Source organism: Pseudomonas sp. 2835, from assembly GCF_050435905.1.
GTDB lineage: Bacteria > Pseudomonadota > Gammaproteobacteria > Pseudomonadales > Pseudomonadaceae > Aquipseudomonas.
Genome location: NZ_JBNDLE010000004.1, coordinates 384,511 through 403,441 on the forward strand (window position 1 = coordinate 384,511; position 18,931 = coordinate 403,441).

At 63.1% G+C, this 18,931-nt stretch carries 13 protein-coding genes and 1 pseudogene; 4 read left to right on the top strand and 10 right to left on the bottom strand.

Annotation, left to right across the window (positions count from 1 at the left end; all coding sequences use genetic code 11):
- Nucleotides 1–92: 92 nt before the first annotated feature.
- From cmk to mtnA, 6 genes are all read right to left on the bottom strand, one after another.
- Nucleotides 93–779 carry a (d)CMP kinase gene (gene cmk, locus ABIE20_RS08145; protein ID WP_429504213.1) on the bottom strand — a complete coding sequence of 229 codons (687 nt, stop codon included), beginning with the start codon at nt 777–779 and terminating at the stop codon, nt 93–95.
- Nucleotides 776–3,016: a bifunctional prephenate dehydrogenase/3-phosphoshikimate 1-carboxyvinyltransferase gene (locus ABIE20_RS08150; protein ID WP_429504214.1), complete on the bottom strand. Its 2,241-nt coding sequence runs from the start codon at nt 3,014–3,016 to the stop codon at nt 776–778. The genes cmk and ABIE20_RS08150 overlap by 4 nt, the downstream gene beginning before the upstream one ends.
- Before the next feature lie 44 nt (nt 3,017–3,060).
- Nucleotides 3,061–4,155 (bottom strand): prephenate dehydratase, encoded by a 1,095-nt coding sequence (gene pheA, locus ABIE20_RS08155; RefSeq protein WP_134061674.1) that lies wholly within the window; start codon nt 4,153–4,155, stop codon nt 3,061–3,063.
- Nucleotides 4,155–5,240 (bottom strand): 3-phosphoserine/phosphohydroxythreonine transaminase, encoded by a 1,086-nt coding sequence (gene serC, locus ABIE20_RS08160; RefSeq protein ID WP_045195761.1) that lies wholly within the window; start codon nt 5,238–5,240, stop codon nt 4,155–4,157. Before serC ends, pheA begins: the two co-directional genes overlap by 1 nt.
- A gap of 101 nt (nt 5,241–5,341) precedes the next feature.
- Nucleotides 5,342–7,984 carry a DNA gyrase subunit A gene (gyrA, locus tag ABIE20_RS08165; protein ID WP_429504217.1) on the bottom strand — a complete coding sequence of 881 codons (2,643 nt, stop codon included), beginning with the start codon at nt 7,982–7,984 and terminating at the stop codon, nt 5,342–5,344.
- Between the two features lie 278 nt (nt 7,985–8,262).
- Nucleotides 8,263–9,339 carry an S-methyl-5-thioribose-1-phosphate isomerase gene (gene mtnA, locus ABIE20_RS08170; protein ID WP_429504219.1) on the bottom strand — a complete coding sequence of 359 codons (1,077 nt, stop codon included), beginning with the start codon at nt 9,337–9,339 and terminating at the stop codon, nt 8,263–8,265.
- A 108-nt stretch (nt 9,340–9,447) separates the two neighbouring features.
- Between mtnA and ABIE20_RS08175 the strand changes: the two genes are divergently transcribed.
- The 4 genes from ABIE20_RS08175 (at nt 9,448) to ABIE20_RS08190 (ending at nt 13,077) form a co-directional block, all read left to right on the top strand.
- Entirely contained in the window at nt 9,448–10,779 is a 1,332-nt protein-coding gene (locus ABIE20_RS08175) for a TRZ/ATZ family hydrolase (RefSeq protein ID WP_429504220.1), read from the top strand.
- A 61-nt stretch (nt 10,780–10,840) separates the two neighbouring features.
- Nucleotides 10,841–11,539, top strand: a complete 699-nt coding sequence (gene ubiG, locus ABIE20_RS08180) for a bifunctional 2-polyprenyl-6-hydroxyphenol methylase/3-demethylubiquinol 3-O-methyltransferase UbiG (protein WP_036996554.1) — start codon at nt 10,841–10,843, stop codon at nt 11,537–11,539.
- 2 nt (nt 11,540–11,541) lie between these two features.
- Nucleotides 11,542–12,213, top strand: a complete 672-nt coding sequence (gene mupP / locus ABIE20_RS08185; protein ID WP_429504223.1) for an N-acetylmuramic acid 6-phosphate phosphatase MupP — start codon at nt 11,542–11,544, stop codon at nt 12,211–12,213.
- Nucleotides 12,214–12,336: 123 nt separating this feature from the next.
- A complete protein-coding gene (locus ABIE20_RS08190; protein WP_045195402.1) occupies nt 12,337–13,077 on the top strand; it encodes a YciK family oxidoreductase in 741 nt (246 codons plus the stop codon).
- A 2-nt stretch (nt 13,078–13,079) separates the two neighbouring features.
- Here the strand turns inward: ABIE20_RS08190 and ABIE20_RS08195 are convergent, their stop codons facing one another.
- From ABIE20_RS08195 to ABIE20_RS08210, 4 genes and pseudogenes are all read right to left on the bottom strand, one after another.
- Entirely contained in the window at nt 13,080–13,874 is a 795-nt protein-coding gene (locus ABIE20_RS08195; protein WP_429504225.1) for a TenA family transcriptional regulator, read from the bottom strand.
- Between the two features lie 36 nt (nt 13,875–13,910).
- Nucleotides 13,911–16,365 (bottom strand): annotated as a pseudogene (locus ABIE20_RS08200) (EAL domain-containing protein).
- Between the two features lie 105 nt (nt 16,366–16,470).
- The gene (locus tag ABIE20_RS08205; RefSeq protein ID WP_429504227.1) at nt 16,471–18,303 is read right to left on the bottom strand and encodes an ABC transporter ATP-binding protein; all 1,833 of its coding nucleotides are present in this window, start codon (nt 18,301–18,303) and stop codon (nt 16,471–16,473) included.
- Entirely contained in the window at nt 18,296–18,928 is a 633-nt protein-coding gene (locus tag ABIE20_RS08210) for a DsbA family protein (RefSeq protein ID WP_429504229.1), read from the bottom strand. Before ABIE20_RS08210 ends, ABIE20_RS08205 begins: the two co-directional genes overlap by 8 nt.
- Nucleotides 18,929–18,931: the final 3 nt, after the last annotated feature.

The following is an 18,931-nucleotide window of genomic DNA, read 5'->3' on the forward strand; positions in this document are numbered from 1 at the left end:
CCATCAGCCACATTCCAGACAATGTGGGTTTCGTTCATATAAAGGAAAGCCGACAGGACGTTGACTGGTGCCCCTGCCTCCTCTCCTGGTCATCAGGCGATATCGCGCAGGGCGATCTCGCTCTTGATGCGTTGCAACACCTGCTCGATGGACAACTCCGTGGAATCCAGCTGGATCGCATCGGCCGCCGGCTTGAGCGGGGCCACTGCGCGCTGGGTGTCGCGCTCATCACGCGCACGAATCTCATCTAGCAGACTCGACAGACTAACATCTTCGCCCTTGCCCTTCAACTGCAAGTAACGGCGGCGAGCACGCTCCTCGGCGCTGGCGGTCAGAAACACCTTCAGCGGTGCATCCGGAAACACCACGGTACCCATGTCACGGCCATCGGCAATCAGCCCCGGCGCTTCCTGGAATGCCCGCTGGCGTTGCAGCAGGGCTTCGCGCACCGCCGGCAGCGAGGCGACCATGGAGGCACCGGCCCCCACGCTCTCGGTGCGGATCACATTACTGACATCCTCGCCCTCAAGAATGATCTGCTGCAGCTTGCCCGGCTCGGCAGCGATGAACTGCACGTCCAGATGCGCGGCCAGGGCCTTGAGCAATTCTTCGTTGGTCAGGTCGACACCGTGATTGCTGGCATTGAAGGCCAACAAGCGGTAGAGGGCGCCAGAATCCAGCAGCTTCCAGCCCAGTTCGCGGGCCAGCAGACCGGCGACGGTACCCTTGCCCGAACCGCTTGGCCCGTCGATGGTGATGACCGGTGCGTTGGAATTCACGACTTGCCCTCTTCTGCCACGCGGATGCCGACTTCGGCGCACAGAGCGAGGAAGTTCGGGAACGAGGTCGCGACGTTGGCACAATCATGGATGCGGATCGGCGCGGTGGCGCGCAACGAGGCCACACTGAAGGCCATGGAGATGCGATGGTCGCCATGACCGTGCACTTCACCGCCGCCGATCACGCCGCCGTCGATGATGATGCCGTCCGGGGTTGGCTCGCACTTCACGCCCAGGGCCAGCAGGCCGTCGGCCATGACCTGGATGCGATCGGATTCCTTGACCCGCAGCTCTTCGGCGCCGCGCAGCACGGTACGGCCTTCAGCGCAGGCCGCAGCGACGAACAGCACCGGGAACTCGTCGATGGCCAGCGGCACCAGGTGCTCAGGGATCTCGATACCTTTGAGTTTAGCCCCGCGCACGCGCAGGTCGGCCACCGGCTCGCCGCCGACTTCACGCTGGTTTTCCAGGGTGATGTCGCCGCCCATCAGGCACAGGATGTCGATCACGCCGGTACGCGTCGGATTGATGCCGACGTGCTCGAGCAGCAGTTCGGAGCCTTCGGCGATCGACGCCGCCACCAGGAAGAAGGCAGCCGAGGAAATATCCGCCGGGACCTCGATATGAGTTGCCATCAGCTTGCCGCCAGACTCCAGCGAAGCCGTGGGACCATCAACGTCAACGCTGTAGCCAAAGCCACGGAGCATGCGCTCGGTGTGGTCACGGGTTGGCGCAGGCTCGGTAACCGTGGTCTTGCCTTGGGCGTACAGGCCGGCCAACAGCAGGCAGGATTTGACCTGGGCACTGGCCATCGGCAGCGTGTAGGTCAGGGCCTTGAGGGTGTGGCCACCACGGATGGTCATCGGCGGACGACCTTCGGCGGCAGTTTCGATCACCGCGCCCATTTCCCGCAGCGGGTTGGCCACGCGATTCATCGGCCGCTTGGACAGCGAGGCATCGCCAGTCAGCACGGTGTCGAACGGCTGCGCCGCCAGCAGGCCGGAGAGCAGACGCATAGAGGTGCCGGAGTTACCCAGGTAGATCGGGCCCGGTGGCGGCTTCAGGCCATTGAGGCCGACGCCATGGATGGTTACCCGGCCATGGTGCGGGCCTTCGATGACCACACCCATGTCGCGGAAGGCCTGCAGGGTCGCCAGGGCGTCTTCACCCTCGAGGAAACCTTCCACTTCGGTGGTGCCTTCGGCCAGGGAGCCGAGCATGATCGAGCGATGGGAAATCGATTTGTCACCTGGTACACGAATACGGCCAGACACGCGGCCACCAGGATTTGCCAGGAAAATCAGGTCGTTGGAGTTCATAGCGTCCACATAGGCCCGGCGGGCCAGGATTTTACTGAAATGCTCGCGGGCAACACGGGCGCGCGTGAAGACGCCCAGCAGTTGATGCCCATCCCCTGCATCGACCGCGTCGCGCAAGGCGTCGAGGTCGCTGCGAAATGTATCCAGCGTGCGCAGGACAGCCTCGCGGTTGGCGAGAAAGATGTCGTGCCACATGACCGGGTCGCTTCCGGCGATTCTCGTGAAATCGCGGAAACCTCCAGCAGCGTAACGGAAGATATCGAGGTTTTCATTGCGCTTGGCCAGGGAATCGACCAGGCCGAAAGCCAGCAGGTGTGGCAAGTGGCTGGTAGCGGCCAGGACTTCGTCGTGGCGCTCGACCTGCATGTGCTCGACATCGGCCTCAAGTGCACGCCAGAGCTGATCGACCAGCGCCAGGGCAGCCGGATCGGTTTCGACCAGCGGCGTGAGAATGACTTTATGACGGCGGAACAACGAGGCATTGGAAGCTTCCACCCCGCTCTGCTCGGAGCCGGCAATCGGATGCCCGGGCACGAAACGCGGCAAACCAGCGCCAAGGACTTCGCGGGCAGCGCGCACGACATTGCCCTTGGCGCTGCCGACATCGGTCAGCACCGCTTGGCCGAGATCCAGCTGGGCCAGGCGAGCGAGAAGCTTTTCCATGGCCAGGATCGGCACGGCCAGCTGAATGACATCAGCGCCGATGCAGGCGGCGGCGAGGTCTTCTTCGCAGCGGTCGACCACACCCAGCTCCACCGCCAGCTTGCGCGACTGCGGATCAAGGTCGACACCGACCACTTCACGGCACAGGCCGCTTTCACGCAAGCCCTTGGCGAAGGACCCGCCAATCAGGCCCAACCCGACCACCACCAGGCGGCCGATGACCGGCCCGGGCTTGTTTACCACGACTTCACCCACGGAGCTGGACCCTGTTCAAAACTGCATGTGCGCCATTCATAGCCTCAGAGTACCGCTTTCGGGTAAGAACCCAGCACCTTCAGGGCCACGGCTTCCTGACTGATCTGCTCGAGCACGGCCTTGATCAGCGGATCGCGGTGATGACCGACGAAATCGATGAAGAACACATAGGTCCATTTGCCGCTGCGCGAAGGACGGGTCTCGATACGAGTAAGATCGATACCATTCTCGTGGAACGGCACCAGCAACTCGTGCAAAGCGCCCGGCTTGTTGCTCATGGAGACGATGATGGAGGTCTTGTCGTCGCCGGTCGGCGGCACTTCCTGGTTACCGATCATCAGGAAGCGCGTGGAGTTGTCCGGACGGTCTTCGATCTTCTCGGCCAGGCGGGTCAGGCCGTACAGGCCAGCCGCCATGTCGCCGGCGATGGCCGCCGAGTTCCACTCACCCTTGACCCGCTTGGCCGCTTCGGCGTTGCTCGACACCGCCACGCGCTCGACATTCGGGTAATGGGCATCCAGCCACTTGCGGCACTGGGCCAGCGACTGGGCGTGGGAGTAGATGCGGCTGATACTGTCGGTCTTGGTGTTCTCACCCACCAGCAGGTGGTGGTGAATACGCAGCTCGACTTCGCCGCAGATCACCATGTCGTGCTCGAGGAAACTGTCGAGGGTGTGGTTGACCGCACCCTCGGTGGAGTTCTCCACCGGCACCACGCCGAAATTGACGGCACCGGCCGCCACTTCGCGGAACACTTCGTCGATGGCCGCCATCGGCTTGCTGATCACCGCATGGCCGAAATGCTTCATCGCCGCCGCCTGGGTGAAGGTCCCCTCAGGGCCGAGGTAGGCGATCTTGAGCGGTTGCTCCAGGGCCAGGCAGGAGGACATGATTTCGCGGAACAGCCGCGCCATCTCTTCGTTGCCCAGCGGCCCCTGGTTGCGCTGCATGACGCGCTTGAGCACCTGCGCCTCGCGCTCGGGGCGATAGAACACTGGAGTCTCGCCTTCGGCCAGGGTCGCGGTCTTGACCCGCGCCACTTCTTGCGCGCAGCGGGCACGGTCACTGATCAGCTCGAGGATTTTCTCGTCGAGGCTGTCAATGCGCACCCGCAGCGCCTTGAGTTCCTGCTCCGACATCAGCCGTGCTCCTTCTCGAATTCAGCCATGTAGCCAACCAGCGCTTCGACCGCATCCAGGCCCAGGGCGTTGTAGATCGAGGCACGCATGCCGCCGACCGAACGGTGACCCTTGAGGTTGAGCAGGCCACGGGCGTCGGCACCGGCGAGGAAAGCCTTGTCCAGGCGTTCGTCGGCCAGGCGGAACGGTACGTTCATCCACGAACGGGCGTTGACGCTGATCGGGTTGGTGTAGAAATCGCTGTTGTCGATAAAGCCGTACAGGCGGTCTTTCTTGGCCCGGTTGCGCTGCTCCATGGCCTCGACGCCGCCCTGCTCTTTGAGCCACTCGAAAACCAGCCCCGACAGGTACCAGGAATAGGTCGCCGGGGTGTTGTACATCGAGCCGTTGTCGGCCGCGACCTTGTAGTCGAGCATGGTCGGGCAGCTGCTGCGGGCGCGACCGAGCAGGTCTTCACGGACGATCACCACCACCAGGCCGCTCGGACCGATGTTCTTCTGGGCGCCGGCGTAGATCAGGCCAAAGTTGGAGACGTCGATCGGACGCGAAAGGATGTCCGAAGACATGTCGACCACCAGCGGCACGTCACCGGTCTGCGGCACCCAATCGAACTCCAGACCGCCGATGGTCTCGTTCGAGGCGTAGTGCACGTAGGCGGCGTTGTTGCTCAGGTTCCATTCGTTCTGGCCCGGGATGGCCAGGTAGTCGTAGGCCTTGGCGCTGGCAGCAACGTTGATGTTGCCGTAGCGACGGGCTTCCTCGATGGCTTTTTTCGACCAGATACCGGTTTCGATATAGTCGGCGGTGCCGTCTTCGGGCAGCAGGTTGAGCGGGATTTCGGCGAACTGCTGGCTCGCACCGCCCTGCAGGAACAGCACCTTGTAATTGGAAGGAATGGACATCAGGTCGCGCAAGTCCTGCTCGGCCTTCTCGGCAATGGCCACGTAGTCATCACTACGGTGACTCATCTCCATCACCGACAGGCCTTTGCCACGCCAGTTCAGCATTTCAGCCTGGGCGCGCTGCAGTACAGCGTCAGGGAGCGCAGCAGGGCCTGCGCAGAAGTTAAAGGCTCGTTTGCTCACATCCACTCTCGCTCTGCTCTTGATGTCCGCAGGAGCCGGTCGGGCAGCGAGCCGTGCCCGACTGCCGCGACCTCCCCCACCAGGATTACGCTACTAACAGGTTATTCCGGCTGTGCCTCTTCGTCGGCAGCGGCATCGGCCTGTGGCGCCGCATCGGCGTCCACTTCGGTGCCATCCACGTCGGCGTCGAAGTCCTCGTCACCTTCCTCTTCGGATGGCTCCTGGACCCGCTCCAGACCCACCAGGGTCTCATCGCTGGCCAGCTTGATGAGGGTCACACCCTGGGTGTTACGGCCCAGGCTGGAGACTTCGCCAACACGGGTGCGGACCAGGGTGCCCTGGTCGGAAATCAGCATGATTTCTTCGCCGTCGAGCACCTGCACAGCCCCGACCAGGCGGCCGTTACGCTCGTTGCTGACCATGGCGATTACGCCTTGACCGCCACGCTTGTACTCCGGGAACTCGCTAATGGCAGTACGCTTGCCGTAGCCGCGCTCGGAGGCGGTGAGGATCTGGCTGCCTTCTTCCGGGATGATCATGGAGATCAGCTTCTGCCCTTCTGCCAGGCGCATGCCGCGTACACCGCGGGCCGTACGGCCCATGGCGCGAACGTCGGATTCCTTGAAGCGGGTCACCTTGCCGGCGTCGGAGAACAGCATGACCTCACGCTCGCCATCGGTGATGGCCGCAGAAATCAGCACGTCGCCTTCATCCAGTTCCAGGGCGATCAGGCCGACGCTGCGCTGGCGGCTGAAGGATTCCAGCGGGGTCTTCTTCACAGTGCCGTTGGCGGTCGCCATGAAGATGAAATGACCTTCGGTGTATTCCTCGACCGGCAACATGGTCGAGATGTACTCACCCTCGTCCAGCGGCAGCAGGTTGACCAGCGGCCGACCGCGCGCGGCACGGGAAGCTTCGGGGATTTCATAGGTCTTGAGCCAGTACACCTTGCCCTTGCTGGAGAACAGCAGCAGGGTGGTGTGGCTGTTGGCGACCAGCAGGTGCGAGATGTAGTCCTCGTCCTTGACGCCAGTGGCCGACTTGCCTTTACCACCGCGACGCTGGGCCTGGTAGGCAGCCAGCGGCTGGGTCTTGGCGTAGCCGCCGTGGGAGATGGTCACAACCCGGTCTTCTTCCGGAATCATGTCGCCCAGGGTCAGGTCCAGACGCGCATCGAGGATTTCGGTGCGGCGCACGTCGCCGTATTCGGCGCGGATCAGCTCCAGCTCTTCGCGGATCACTTCCATCAGGCGCTCGGCACTGTTGAGGATGCGGATCAGCTCGCCGATCTGGTTGAGGATCTCCTGGTACTCGGCCAGCAGCTTCTCGTGCTCAAGGCCCGTCAGGCGATGCAGGCGCAGGTCGAGAATGGCCTGGGCCTGTTCCGGCGACAGGAAGTACTTGCCATCGCGCAGGCCGAACTGCGGATCAAGGTTCTCCGGACGGCAGGAATCGGCGCCTGCGCGCTCGACCATGACCTGCACGGCGCTGGATTCCCACGGCGTGCTGATCAGCGCTTCCTTGGCCTCGGACGGCGTTGGCGAAGCCTTGATCAGGGCGATGACCGGGTCGATGTTGGACAGGGCAACCGCCTGGCCTTCAAGGATGTGCCCGCGCTCACGCGCCTTGCGCAGTTCGAACACGGTACGGCGGGTAACCACTTCGCGGCGGTGGCGAACGAAGGCCTCGAGCAGCTCCTTGAGGTTCAGCACCCGTGGACGGCCGTCGATCAGCGCTACCACGTTGATGCCGAAGACGCTCTGCAGCTGGGTCTGGGCGTAGAGGTTATTGAGGATGACCTCAGGCACTTCGCCACGACGCAGCTCGATGACGATACGCATACCGTCCTTGTCGGACTCGTCGCGCAGCTCGGTAATACCTTCGAGCTTCTTCTCCTTGACCAGCTCGGCGATCTTCTCGATCAGACGCGCCTTGTTCAGCTGGTACGGCAGCTCGGTGACGACGATCTGCTGGCGGCCACCGACCTTGTCGATGTCTTCGACAATCGAGCGGGCGCGCATGTAGATACGGCCACGGCCGGTGCGGTAGGCCTCAATGATGCCCTGACGGCCGTTGATGATCGCCGCGGTCGGGAAGTCCGGGCCGGGGATGAACTGCATCAGTTCATCGATGGTGATGTCGGCGTTGTCGATCAGCGCCAGGCAACCGTCGATGACTTCACCGAGGTTGTGCGGCGGAATGTTGGTCGCCATGCCCACGGCGATACCGCTGGAACCGTTGACCAGCAGGTTGGGGATCTTGGTCGGCATGACCGCCGGGATCTGCTCGGTACCGTCGTAGTTGGGCACCCAGTCGACCGTCTCTTTATGCAGGTCGGCCAGCAGCTCGTGGGCCAGCTTGGTCATGCGCACTTCGGTGTATCGCATGGCGGCGGCATTGTCGCCGTCGACCGAACCGAAGTTACCCTGGCCGTCGACCAGCAGGTAACGCAGCGAGAACGGCTGGGCCATGCGTACGATGGTGTCGTAAACGGCGGTATCACCATGCGGGTGGTACTTACCGATCACGTCACCGACCACACGGGCGGATTTCTTGTACGGTTTGTTCCAGTCGTTACCCAGTTCGCTCATCGCATACAGAACGCGGCGATGCACGGGCTTCAAGCCATCACGCGCATCGGGCAGTGCACGCCCGACAATGACGCTCATCGCGTAGTCGAGGTAGGACTGTCTCAGTTCGTCTTCGATATTGACCGGGAGGATTTCTTTGGCCAGTTCGCCCATGAGAAGCCTGATTCCTTTTTCTGGTGAAACCTCGTCACATCCATATGGGACGAACGAAGCTCGCCGCTGCAAAGTGACTCCTTGCAACGACTTACGACAAATCAACGAGTTATGCCATGGATCTGCGCAGTAAAGGCAGCCCCGTGGGGCGGCCTTGGAAACCGTCGGATGTTACCACAATCGCCCAGAGGGTGGGAGTAGCCTGCGGCACTACTACCCTACTGCTCGTCGATAACGCCCGTTAGCCGCTACAGCAGGCCGCAGACGATGGCAAAGACTCAATGCAAACGCTTGCGACACATCAGTTGCGCCATCTTTACCGTGTCCGGGCGCTCGACGATGCCTTTCTCGGTGATGATCACGTCGATCAGGTCGGCCGGGGTCACGTCGAACACCGGGTTGAACGCCTCGAAATCAGCGCCCGGCGCCCCGCCGCCGAACGCCAGCAACTCGCTGGCGCTACGCTCTTCAAGGAGGATGTCGTCGCCGCTTTCAAGGTTCATGTCGATGCTCGAACTGGGCGCCACGACCATGAAACGCACGCCTTGGTGCATGGCATTGACCGCCAGTTGGTAAGTGCCGATCTTGCTCGCCACATCGCCATTGGCAGTAATGCGGTCGGCACCGACGATCACCCAGGTAATACCCTTGGTTTTCATCAGGTGGGCGGCTGCCGAATCGACGGCAATGGTGGCCGGGATGCCCTCGCCAGCCAGCTCCCAGGCGCTCAGGCGCGAGCCCTGCAGCCATGGGCGGGTTTCATCGACATAGACGCGCTCGATCATGCCTTCCAGGTAGGCAGCGCGCACCACCCCGAGGGCAGTACCGAAGCCGCCGGTGGCCAGGGCGCCGGCGTTGCCATGGGTAAGGATGGCCTGCTCGTTGCCCTGGTGCTTGCGAATCAGGTCGACACCCAGCTGCGCCATGGTCAGGTTGGCTTCACGGTCGCTTTCATGAATGGCCACGGCTTCAGCCTGCATGATGGCCAGCACGTCATCGCCGTCCTTGAGTCGCAGCAAGCGCTCGCGCATGCGATTCAGGGCCCAGAACAGGTTGGCGGCGGTCGGCCGTGCGTGCACCAGCAGTTCGAAATCCTCTTCCAGGGCCATTTCCCAGTCACCGCCGGCGGCCAGGCGCTGCGCAATCGCCATGGCCAGGCCGTAGGCGGCGCAGATACCAATGGCCGGGGCGCCGCGTACTGCCATTGCGCGGATAGCCTCGGCCACCGCGGCGGCATCCTCGCAGGCCAGCCAGACCTGCTTCGACGGCAGCGCGCGCTGGTCGAGCAGATAAAGGGTGCCATCCCGCCAATCGATGGCTTTCACCTTCTCTGCTGCCATTAGTCGATCGCGCATGCCTCACCCCATCATTCAGACATCAAAAGCGGACGATTATAGCGAGCCCCAGGCGCGGACGCTCGGGTATACTTCGCCCTCACCTTCAGTCGACCAGGGAAACCTGTCATGCCCAAACCCGCTACGCCGCTCGACCTGCTGCTCCTGCCTGCGTGGCTGGTGCCGGTCGAACCTGCCGGAGTGGTTTTGAAGGATCATGCCCTGGGCATCCGCGACGGCCAGATCGTCTTCATCGGCCCGCGCAGCCAGGCCCAGGCGTTTGTTGCAACTGAAACCCGCGAACTGCCGGGCTGCCTGCTCAGTCCGGGGTTGATCAACGCCCACGGTCATGCGGCGATGACCCTGTTTCGCGGCCTGGCCGACGACCTGCCGCTGATGACCTGGCTGCAGGAGCAGATCTGGCCGGCCGAAGAGCGCTGGGTCGATGAGGATTTCGTCCGCGAAGGCACCGACCTGGCCATTGCCGAACAGGTAAAAGGCGGTGTCACCTGCTTTAGCGACATGTACTTCTACCCCAAGGTGGCCAGCGAACGCGTGCACCACAGCGGCATCCGCGCGCAAATCGCCGTGCCTCTGCTGGATTTCCCCGTCCCTGGTGCGCGCAGCACCGAAGAAGCCCTGCACCAGGGCATCGAGCTGTTCGGCGATTTGCGCCACCACCCGCGCATCACCGTGGCCCTTGGCCCGCATGCGCCGTACACGGTGAGCGACGACAACCTGGAAAAGATCCGCGTCATCGCCGAAGAGCTGGACGCACCGATCCATATGCACATCCATGAAACCGCCTTCGAGGTCGAGCAATCGCTGCACACCCGCGGCGAACGCCCCCTGGCCCGGCTGGCCCGCCTCGGCTTGCTTGGTCCGCGCCTGCAGGCGGTTCACATGACCCAGGTCAGCGACGAGGATCTGGCCCTGCTGGTAGAAAGCAACACCAGTGTGGTGCACTGCCCGGAGTCCAACCTCAAGCTGGCCAGCGGTTTCTGCCCGGTCGAGCGCTTGTGGCAAGCCGGCGTCAACGTTGCCGTGGGTACCGACAGTGCGGCCAGCAACAATGACCTCGACCTGCTCGGCGAAACCCGTACCGCGGCGCTGCTGGCCAAGGCCGTGGCTGGCTCGGCCAGCGCCCTGGATGCCCACCGGGCGTTGCGCATGGCAACCCTCAACGGTGCCCGCGCCCTGGGCCTGGAGGCAATCACCGGCTCGCTGGAGCTGGGCAAGGCCGCCGACCTGGTCGCCTTCGACCTTTCAGGGCTGGCCCAGCAACCGCTGTATGACCCGGTGTCGCAATTGATCTACACCAGCGGCCGGGATTGCGTGAAGCACGTCTGGGTCGCCGGCAAGCCACTGCTTGACGACCGGCGCCTGACCCGCCTGGACGAACAGGCCCTGCACGCCACCGCCTGCGCCTGGGGCCAGCGGATCGCCGAGCACAACGAATAAACGCCCGACAGCCAGTGCTGGCGGGCAAGCGCAAATTATCCAAGTTTCAGAGGACTGTTCCATGAGCAACGTCGACCACGCCGAAATCGCCAAATTCGAAGCCCTGGCCCATCGCTGGTGGGACCGCGAGAGCGAGTTCAAGCCACTTCACGACATCAACCCGCTGCGGGTCAACTGGATCGACGAGCGGGTCAAGCTGGCCGGCAAGAAGGTCCTCGACGTCGGCTGCGGCGGCGGCATCCTCAGCGAAGCCATGGCCCTGCGTGGCGCCACCGTGACCGGTATCGACATGGGTGAAGCCCCGCTTGCCGTGGCCCAGCTGCACCAGCTCGAATCCGGGGTCAACGTCGAATACCGGCAGATCACCGCCGAGGCCCTGGCCGAAGAGATGCCCGAGCAGTTCGACGTGGTCACCTGCCTGGAAATGCTCGAACACGTACCCGACCCATCCTCGGTAATTCGCGCATGCTTCCGTATGGTCAAGCCTGGCGGCCAGGTGTTTTTCTCGACCATCAACCGCAACCCCAAGGCCTATCTGTTCGCCATCATCGGCGCCGAATACATCATGAAGCTGCTGCCGCGCGGCACCCACGACTTCAAGAAATTCATCCGTCCGTCCGAACTCGGCGCCTGGAGCCGCGACGCCGGCCTGACCGTCAAGGACATCATCGGCCTGACCTACAACCCGCTGACCAAGCACTACAAGCTGGCCAACGACGTTGACGTCAACTACATGATCCAGACCCTGCGCGAGGAATAAGCATGCGTTTGCGAGCGGTACTTTTCGACATGGACGGCACCCTGCTCGACACGGCGCCGGATTTCATCGCCATCTGCCAGGCCATGCTCGCCGAGCGCGGCCTGCCGGCGATCGAGGACAAGAAGATTCGCGACGTGGTTTCTGGCGGCGCCAAGGCCATGGTCTCGGTAACCTTCAACCTCGACCCCGAGGCCGAAGGCTTCGAAGCCCTGCGCCTGGAATTCCTCGAGCGCTACCAGCAAGGCTGCGCGGTGCACAGCAAACTCTACGACGGCATGGCCGAACTGCTGGCCGACATCGAGAAAGGCAACCTGATCTGGGGCGTGGTCACCAACAAACCGGTGCGTTTTGCCGAGCCGATCATGCAGCAGCTGGGCCTGAGCGAGCGTTCGGCGCTGTTGATCTGCCCGGACCACGTGAAGAACAGCAAGCCGGACCCCGAGCCGCTGATCCTCGCCTGCAAGACCCTAAACCTGGATCCTGCCAGCGTGCTGTTCGTCGGCGACGACCTGCGCGACATCGAGTCGGGCCGCGATGCCGGCACCCGCACGGCGGCTGTGCGCTACGGCTATATTCATCCAGATGACAACCCCAACAACTGGGGCGCGGATGTGGTGGTCGATCATCCGCTGGAGCTGCGCAAGGTGCTCGACAACGCGCTTTGCGGCTGCTGAAACCTTCGTACTGGCAAGGCTTTGCCTTGCATCGCCGGCAAGGCCGGCTCCCACAAGCCACCATCAACCTTGTGGGAGCTGGCTTGCCAGCGATGAAGCCATCACCTACCTAGAGGTAACCCCATGTTCGATTACTCTGCCCGCCCCGACCTGCTCAAAGGCCGGACCATCCTGGTCACCGGTGCCGGTCGCGGTATCGGTGCGGCCGCGGCCAAGAGCTATGCCGCCCATGGCGCCACCGTCTTGCTGCTGGGCAAGACCGAAGCCAACCTGAGCCAGGTCTACGACGAGATCGAAGCGGCCGGCCACCCCAAGCCTGCGGTTATTCCGTTCAACCTGGAAACCGCCCTGCCGCACCAGTACGACGAGCTGGCGGCGATGATCGAAGCCGAGTTCGGTCATATTGACGGCCTGCTGCACAACGCCTCGATCATCGGCCCGCGCACGCCGCTGGAGCAGCTCTCGGGCGACAACTTCATGCGCGTGATGCAGATCAACGTCAATGCCATGTTCATGCTCACCAGCACCCTGCTGCCGCTGCTCAAGCTGTCGGCGGATGCTTCGGTAATCTTCACCTCCAGCAGCGTCGGACGCAAAGGCCGGGCCTACTGGGGTGCCTACGGAGTGTCGAAGTTCGCCACCGAGGGCCTGATGCAGACCCTCGCCGACGAGCTTGAAGGTGTGGCGCCAGTGCGAGCCAACAGTGTCAACCCGGGCGCCACCCGTACCAGCATGCGCGCCCAGGCCTACCCTGCGGAAACACCAGAAAACAATCCGCTGCCAGAGCAGATCATGCCGGTCTACCTGTACCTGATGGGCCCGGACAGCACTGGCATCAACGGCCAGGCGTTCAACGCCCAGTAAGCTCAGCCCTCGGCCAGCTCCGCCCGGGCCCGGGCGGGCTGCTGGCGCTGTTCCTGCTCTTGCTGCATGCAGCGCTCAAGGAACAGGAACATATAGTCGTAGCTCTTGCAGATAGCCCGGCGCAGTTCGGTTTGCAGCGCCACCGACGGGTTATTACCGGCCAGGGTGCAGACGATCTCCAAGGCCTCCCAAGGGTGCGCGTCATCGTACTGGGCGTGCATCTTCAGCCACTTCATGGCGCGCTTGCGGCCTTCTTCCGGGAAGCCCTGGGCGTAGACTCCAGTAGAGCAAACCACCGCCGACCACTCACCGGTTGCACCTTCGATGGCGTAGTTGGTGGCGGCAATGGCAACTACCAGCGCATCGGTCGCACAGGTATGCCAGCACCAGTCGCTGAGGGCATTGAGTTCGCTGGGGACTTCCTGCGCCTGCAGGTCTTCGAGGCTGACGCCATGGGCCTGGGCCCAGAACAGCCAGTAATCGGCATGGTTGAGTTCGACGCGGATGTTACGCATCAGCCAGCGCCGCGCCATGTCTTCGCCAGGGTGGCGGGCGTACTGGGTCTTGGTGAGGTTCTTGGCCATGTACAGCGAGAATTGCTCGACCACCGGCCAGCCACCAATCAGGTACTGGCGCATGGTCCGGCCACTGAGGCGGCCATCGCGCATGCGTTGATAAAGCTCGTGCTCCACCACCCGACGCTTGCTCTCGCTGCAGTCCTTGATCAACTGCTGGGCCCAAAGCGGGTAACTGCTGGGGTCCATCAATGGACCAGTACGAATAAACGCGTCAATCACTGTCAGCTCCTTGTTCCTTGTGATTATCGGTGGATCTCAGCGAAAGGTCCCCGGCGCCTTGAACAACAGGGGCCTTGCAGCAATCCGTTTGCGCTGCAAGCTGTCGCAGGTGAACACCTGCGGCCGCTCGATCAGGTATCCCTGGGCGTAGTCGACGCCTATTTCCTGCAGGGCCTGCTCGATCAACGGGGTTTCGACGAACTCGGCGATGGTGCGTTTGCCCATCACGTGACCGATGTGGTTGATCACCTCGACCATGGCCCGGTTGATCGGGTCATCGAGCATGTCCTTGACAAAACTTCCGTCGATTTTCAGGAAGTCTACAGGCAAATGCTTCAAATAAGCGAACGACGACATACCGGCGCAAAAGTCATCCAGCGAGAAGCGGCAACCTAGACCCTTGAGCTCGTTGATAAAGCGAATGGCGCTGCCCAGATTGGCGATCGCGCTGGTTTCGGTTATTTCGAAACAAATCATGTGCGGCGGGATGGCGAACTCGGTGAACAGCCGCTGCAGGTATTCGAGGAACTTGTCATCGCCAATGCTGCTGCCCGACAGGTTGATCGCGCACATGGCCAACGGGCCGTCGCGCTGCTCGTCCAGGCACTGGCGGATGACCTTGAACACACTGCGCACCACCCAGCGGTCCAGCGCGGTCATCAGACCGTAGCGCTCAGCGGCGGGTATGAAGCTGTCCGGCAGGATGATCCGGCCGCTCTCGTCATGCAGGCGCAGAAGAATCTCGATATGCCCGGCACCTTCATGGGGGCCGAGCGCTGCGATTTCCTGGGCATAGAGGCAGAAGCGGTTTTCTTCCAGGGCCACGTGCAGGCGCTGAATCCAGGCCATTTCGCCAAAACGCATGGACAGCTCGCTATCGTCGGCGTGATACACCTGCACGCGGTTGCGGCCCTTCTCCTTGGCCATGTAGCAGGCCATGTCGGCCGCCCGTAGCGAGGCTTCGAGGGTGGTCGGACCCTGGGCAATATGCACCAGGCCCAGGCTCACGGTGGTCATGAACGGCCGGCCCTTCCAGACGAAATGCAGGCTCTGCACGGCCTGGCGCAGGCTCTCGGCGATGCGCTCGCTTTGCTCCTGGGGGCAGTTCTCCAGGAGGATGCCGAACTCGTCGCCGCCCAGCCGCGCCAGGGTGTCGCCTTCGCGCAGGCCGGCCTGGAGCACCGCACAGATATGACGCAGCAGTTCATCGCCAGCGGCATGGCCGCAGGTATCGTTGACCAGCTTGAACTGGTCCAGGTCGAGGAACATCAGCGAATGCCGGGCTGGCTTGCGCGCCATGGCATTGAGCGCCAGCTCCAGGCGGTATTCGAACTCGCGGCGGTTGGCCAGGCCGGTCAGGGCGTCGTGAGTCGCCTGCCAGGACAGGTTGGCGATGTACTGGCGCTCCTGGGTCATGTCGTGGAGAACCAGGACAATGCCGCTGACCTTGCCCTCGGCCATGATCGGCGCGCCCACCAGGGTCACCGAAACGGTGCTGCCATCCAGGCGCTGGATCAGCTTGGTGTGCTCGCTGCCACCCTTGAGCCCGCCTTCGAGCACGCGCTCGACCAGGGTCAGGCTGTCTTTTTCGGCATTCTCATCGAGCAGGCTGAACAGCGCCGCCAATGGCAACCCCTGGGCCTGGGCCGCATGCCAGTGGGTCAGTTGCTCGGCAGCCGGGTTCATGTAGGCGATGCAGCCTTCGACATCAGTGGTGATGACGCCATCGCCGATCGACTCGAGGGTGATCTGCGCGCGCTCCTTCTCCACCTCAAGGGCATTGGCGAAGGCCTGGCGCTGGGCCAGCAGCTTGCTCGAACGCATCCAGGCCAGGGCAATCAGGAACAGCGCGGTGGCGAGGTTAGTGACCAGCAGTACCCGCAACAACATCCGCGAGCCTTCACCGAGGGCATCGCTGAATGCCCGCGCGGCCGGGGTCACGGCATCATTGATCGCGGCAATCTGCGCCTTCCAGCCGGCAACGCTGCGGGCGTCGGCCTGGCCTGCGCGAAAGCCGCTGTGCATCTGCTCGGCCACTTCATCGAGCTGGCGCAGGAATCCATCACCGACCGCCCACAGCTCGATGGCTTTTTGCATATAGCTGACCTGATGAAAGTTCAGGTACAGCCAGATCACGCTGGAAACGTCGTCGGGATGGTTGCCGCCCTGGAGGATGCCGGCGCGCGGCGTCGATATCCGGGGTCGGCAGGTCGAGGGCCACACGCAGGTCATGGCCGCCCTGGGGCACGGCGATGGCCTTGCGATATTTCCTGAAGACCGCCTCGTCGCGGCTGTCAGCGTATTGATTGAGGTAATAGATGGCGTCTTTCTGGCCCTTGGACCACAAGCTCTCCCCCGCCACGTAACCACGCACCGCCGACAGCGCATACAGGCTGATGCTCCCGAGCAAGGCCTGAAACAGCACCACAGCAACAAATGGCCAGATAATGCCCAACAACTTTGGCGCTTCGAGAGTCCGTTTTCGCTTCATGAGGTCCCTTGCAACAGAGCCGGATGAATCCCACCTACCAAAGCACAGCCTAGGCTATTTGCCATTAATACTGGAGAGCTTTTCTCACTTGCTAACCAATTTGCCCTAACTCTGTTGCAAATGGCCGTACAGCTTGGCGTACAAGCCACCTTCGGCGATCAGTTGCTGGTGATCGCCGTCCTCGGCGACATGGCCGCCGTCGAACACCAGCACCCGGTCAGCCTGCTTCACGGCAGACAGGCGGTGGGCGATGATCAGGGTGGTGCGGGCGCTGAGAAAACGGCTCAGGGCCTGGTGCAGGTTGTATTCGGTGGCCGCATCCAGCGCTGAGGTCGCTTCGTCGAGAATCACTACCTTGGGTTCGGCCAGCACCATCCGGGCGATAGCTAGGCGCTGGCGCTGACCACCGGACAATCGCACCCCGGAGCGGCCGACCACGCTGTCCAGGCCTTGCGGCAAGGCAGCGATGGTGGCGTCGAGCTGGGCGATGCTCAGCGCCTGCCAGCAGGCATCATCGCTGCAGTCGCGGCCCATGGTCAGGTTGGCGCGCACCGTGTCGTTGAACAGCGACGGGTGCTGCAGCACCACCGCGACATGCTCGCGCAGGGTTTCCAGGCCGATTTCCTGCAGGGTCGAGCCACCAAAGCGGATGGTCCCGGCCTGGGCGCTGTACAGACCCAGTAGCAGTTGCACCAGGGTGCTCTTGCCACCGCCGCTGGCGCCGACGATGGCGACCTTCTCGCCCGGGGCGATCGACAGGTTGAGCTGGTCGAGCACCGGCTCGTCGCTGTAGGCAAAGCGCAGGCCTTGCACTTCGATACCGACGGTGTCTCGCCCCTTGAACGGATCGACGCCACCGGGGTACTGCGGCTCGTCGGCACGCGCCAGCAGCTCGTTGAGCCGGCTCAGGGCACCACCGGCGGCGTAGTAGGCGTATTGCAGGTTGAGCAGTTGCTCGACCGGGCCGATCATGAACCACAGGTAACTGAACACCGCCAGCATCTGCCCGATCGACAGGTCGGAGAACAGCACCGTAAGCATCGCCGCGGCGCGGAAAATATCGATGCCGAACTGGAACAGCAAGCCGCTGGCACGCCCGCTGGCGTCGCTTTTCCACTGCGAGGCGACGGCGTAGTTACGCACCTCCTGGGCGCGCAGGCCAAGGCGGCCGAGGAAATAGCCCTGGCGATTGCTGGCGCGGATTTCCTGGATCGCATCGAGGGTTTCGGTCAGCGCCTGGGTGAAGCGCGAGGTGCTGTCGTTCTCGAGCTTCTTCAGGTGTTTGACCCGCTTGCCCAACTGCACCGTGGCGAAGATCACCAAGGGGTTGAACAGCAGGATCAGCAGCGCCAGCTTCCAGTGCATCCACATGAGGATGGCGGCGGTGCCGGTCAGGGTCAGCATGGCCACCAGAAAGCGGCTGAGGGTTTCACCGACAAACTTGTCAAGGGTATCCAGGTCGGTGACCAGGTGGGTGGTCACGGTACCGCTGCCCAGGCTTTCGTATTCACTCAGGGAAATGCGCTTGAGGCGCTCGATCAGGCGAACGCGCAAGCGGTAGACGATGTCCTTGGCAAGGCCGGCGAACAGCTTGGCCTGCACCACGTTGAAGGCCAGGGCGGCGCAGCGCAGGGTCAGGGTGAATACCAGCATCAGGCCGATGTAGCCGCCAGCGACCTGCCAGTTGCCGGGCAGGAACTGGTTCATCCATTTGAGCGCGGCATCGCCATGGCCAAGCAGCACTTCATCGACCAACAGCGGCAGCAGCAAGGGGATCGGCACGCTGCACAACGCCGCCAGCACGGCCACGCCGTTGGCAATCCACAGGGCTTTTTTATGGCGCAGGGCCAGGCGACGGATTTCTGCCCAGCTCAAACGATCAGCATGCACAGGACCTGGCCCTGGCACCGGGTCGGGTGAACCCGGCAGGTCAAGCACAGGCGGCCTGCTGCAGCCAGCGGCCGAGCAGCGGTTCGAGCGAATCGAGGGCCTGGTAGCCATTGGTCAGCAAGGCCAGTTGGCCATTGCGTTCAGCCAGCAGGGTCGGAAAACCGGCAATGCCCAAGTCCTGGACCCAGGTGAAGTCCGCCGCCGTGGCAGCCCGTTGTTCGGCGCTGGTAAAGGCGTCGGCAAAGGCTGCGCGGTGGTAACCGGCCTGCTCGGCCAGGTCCACCAGCAAGGGCGCGCGGGTGACGTCTTCGCCACGCTGGTAGAAAGCTTGCTGGATCAGCTTGAGCAAGGCACCCACGTACTGCGGGTCGAGGCTGCGGGCGGTGACCAGGGCCCGGCAGGCAGGCTCGGTGTCGTAGACAAACCCGTCAGGCAGCGCGCCGTCGAACTGAAAATCCTGCCCGGTGGCATCCTGCACCGCCTGCCAGTGATCGAGGATGTAGCCACGGGTCGAGGCGTCGAGCGCGCGGCTGCCGGAACGCAAACCGCCGAGCACTACCTGGGTGGGCACGCCCGCCGCCTGTGCCTGGGCGATCAGGGCCTCGGCGACCGGGGCAAAGCCCCAGCACCAGGAGCACATCGGGTCCATCACATACAGCAGGCGTGCGGACATCAA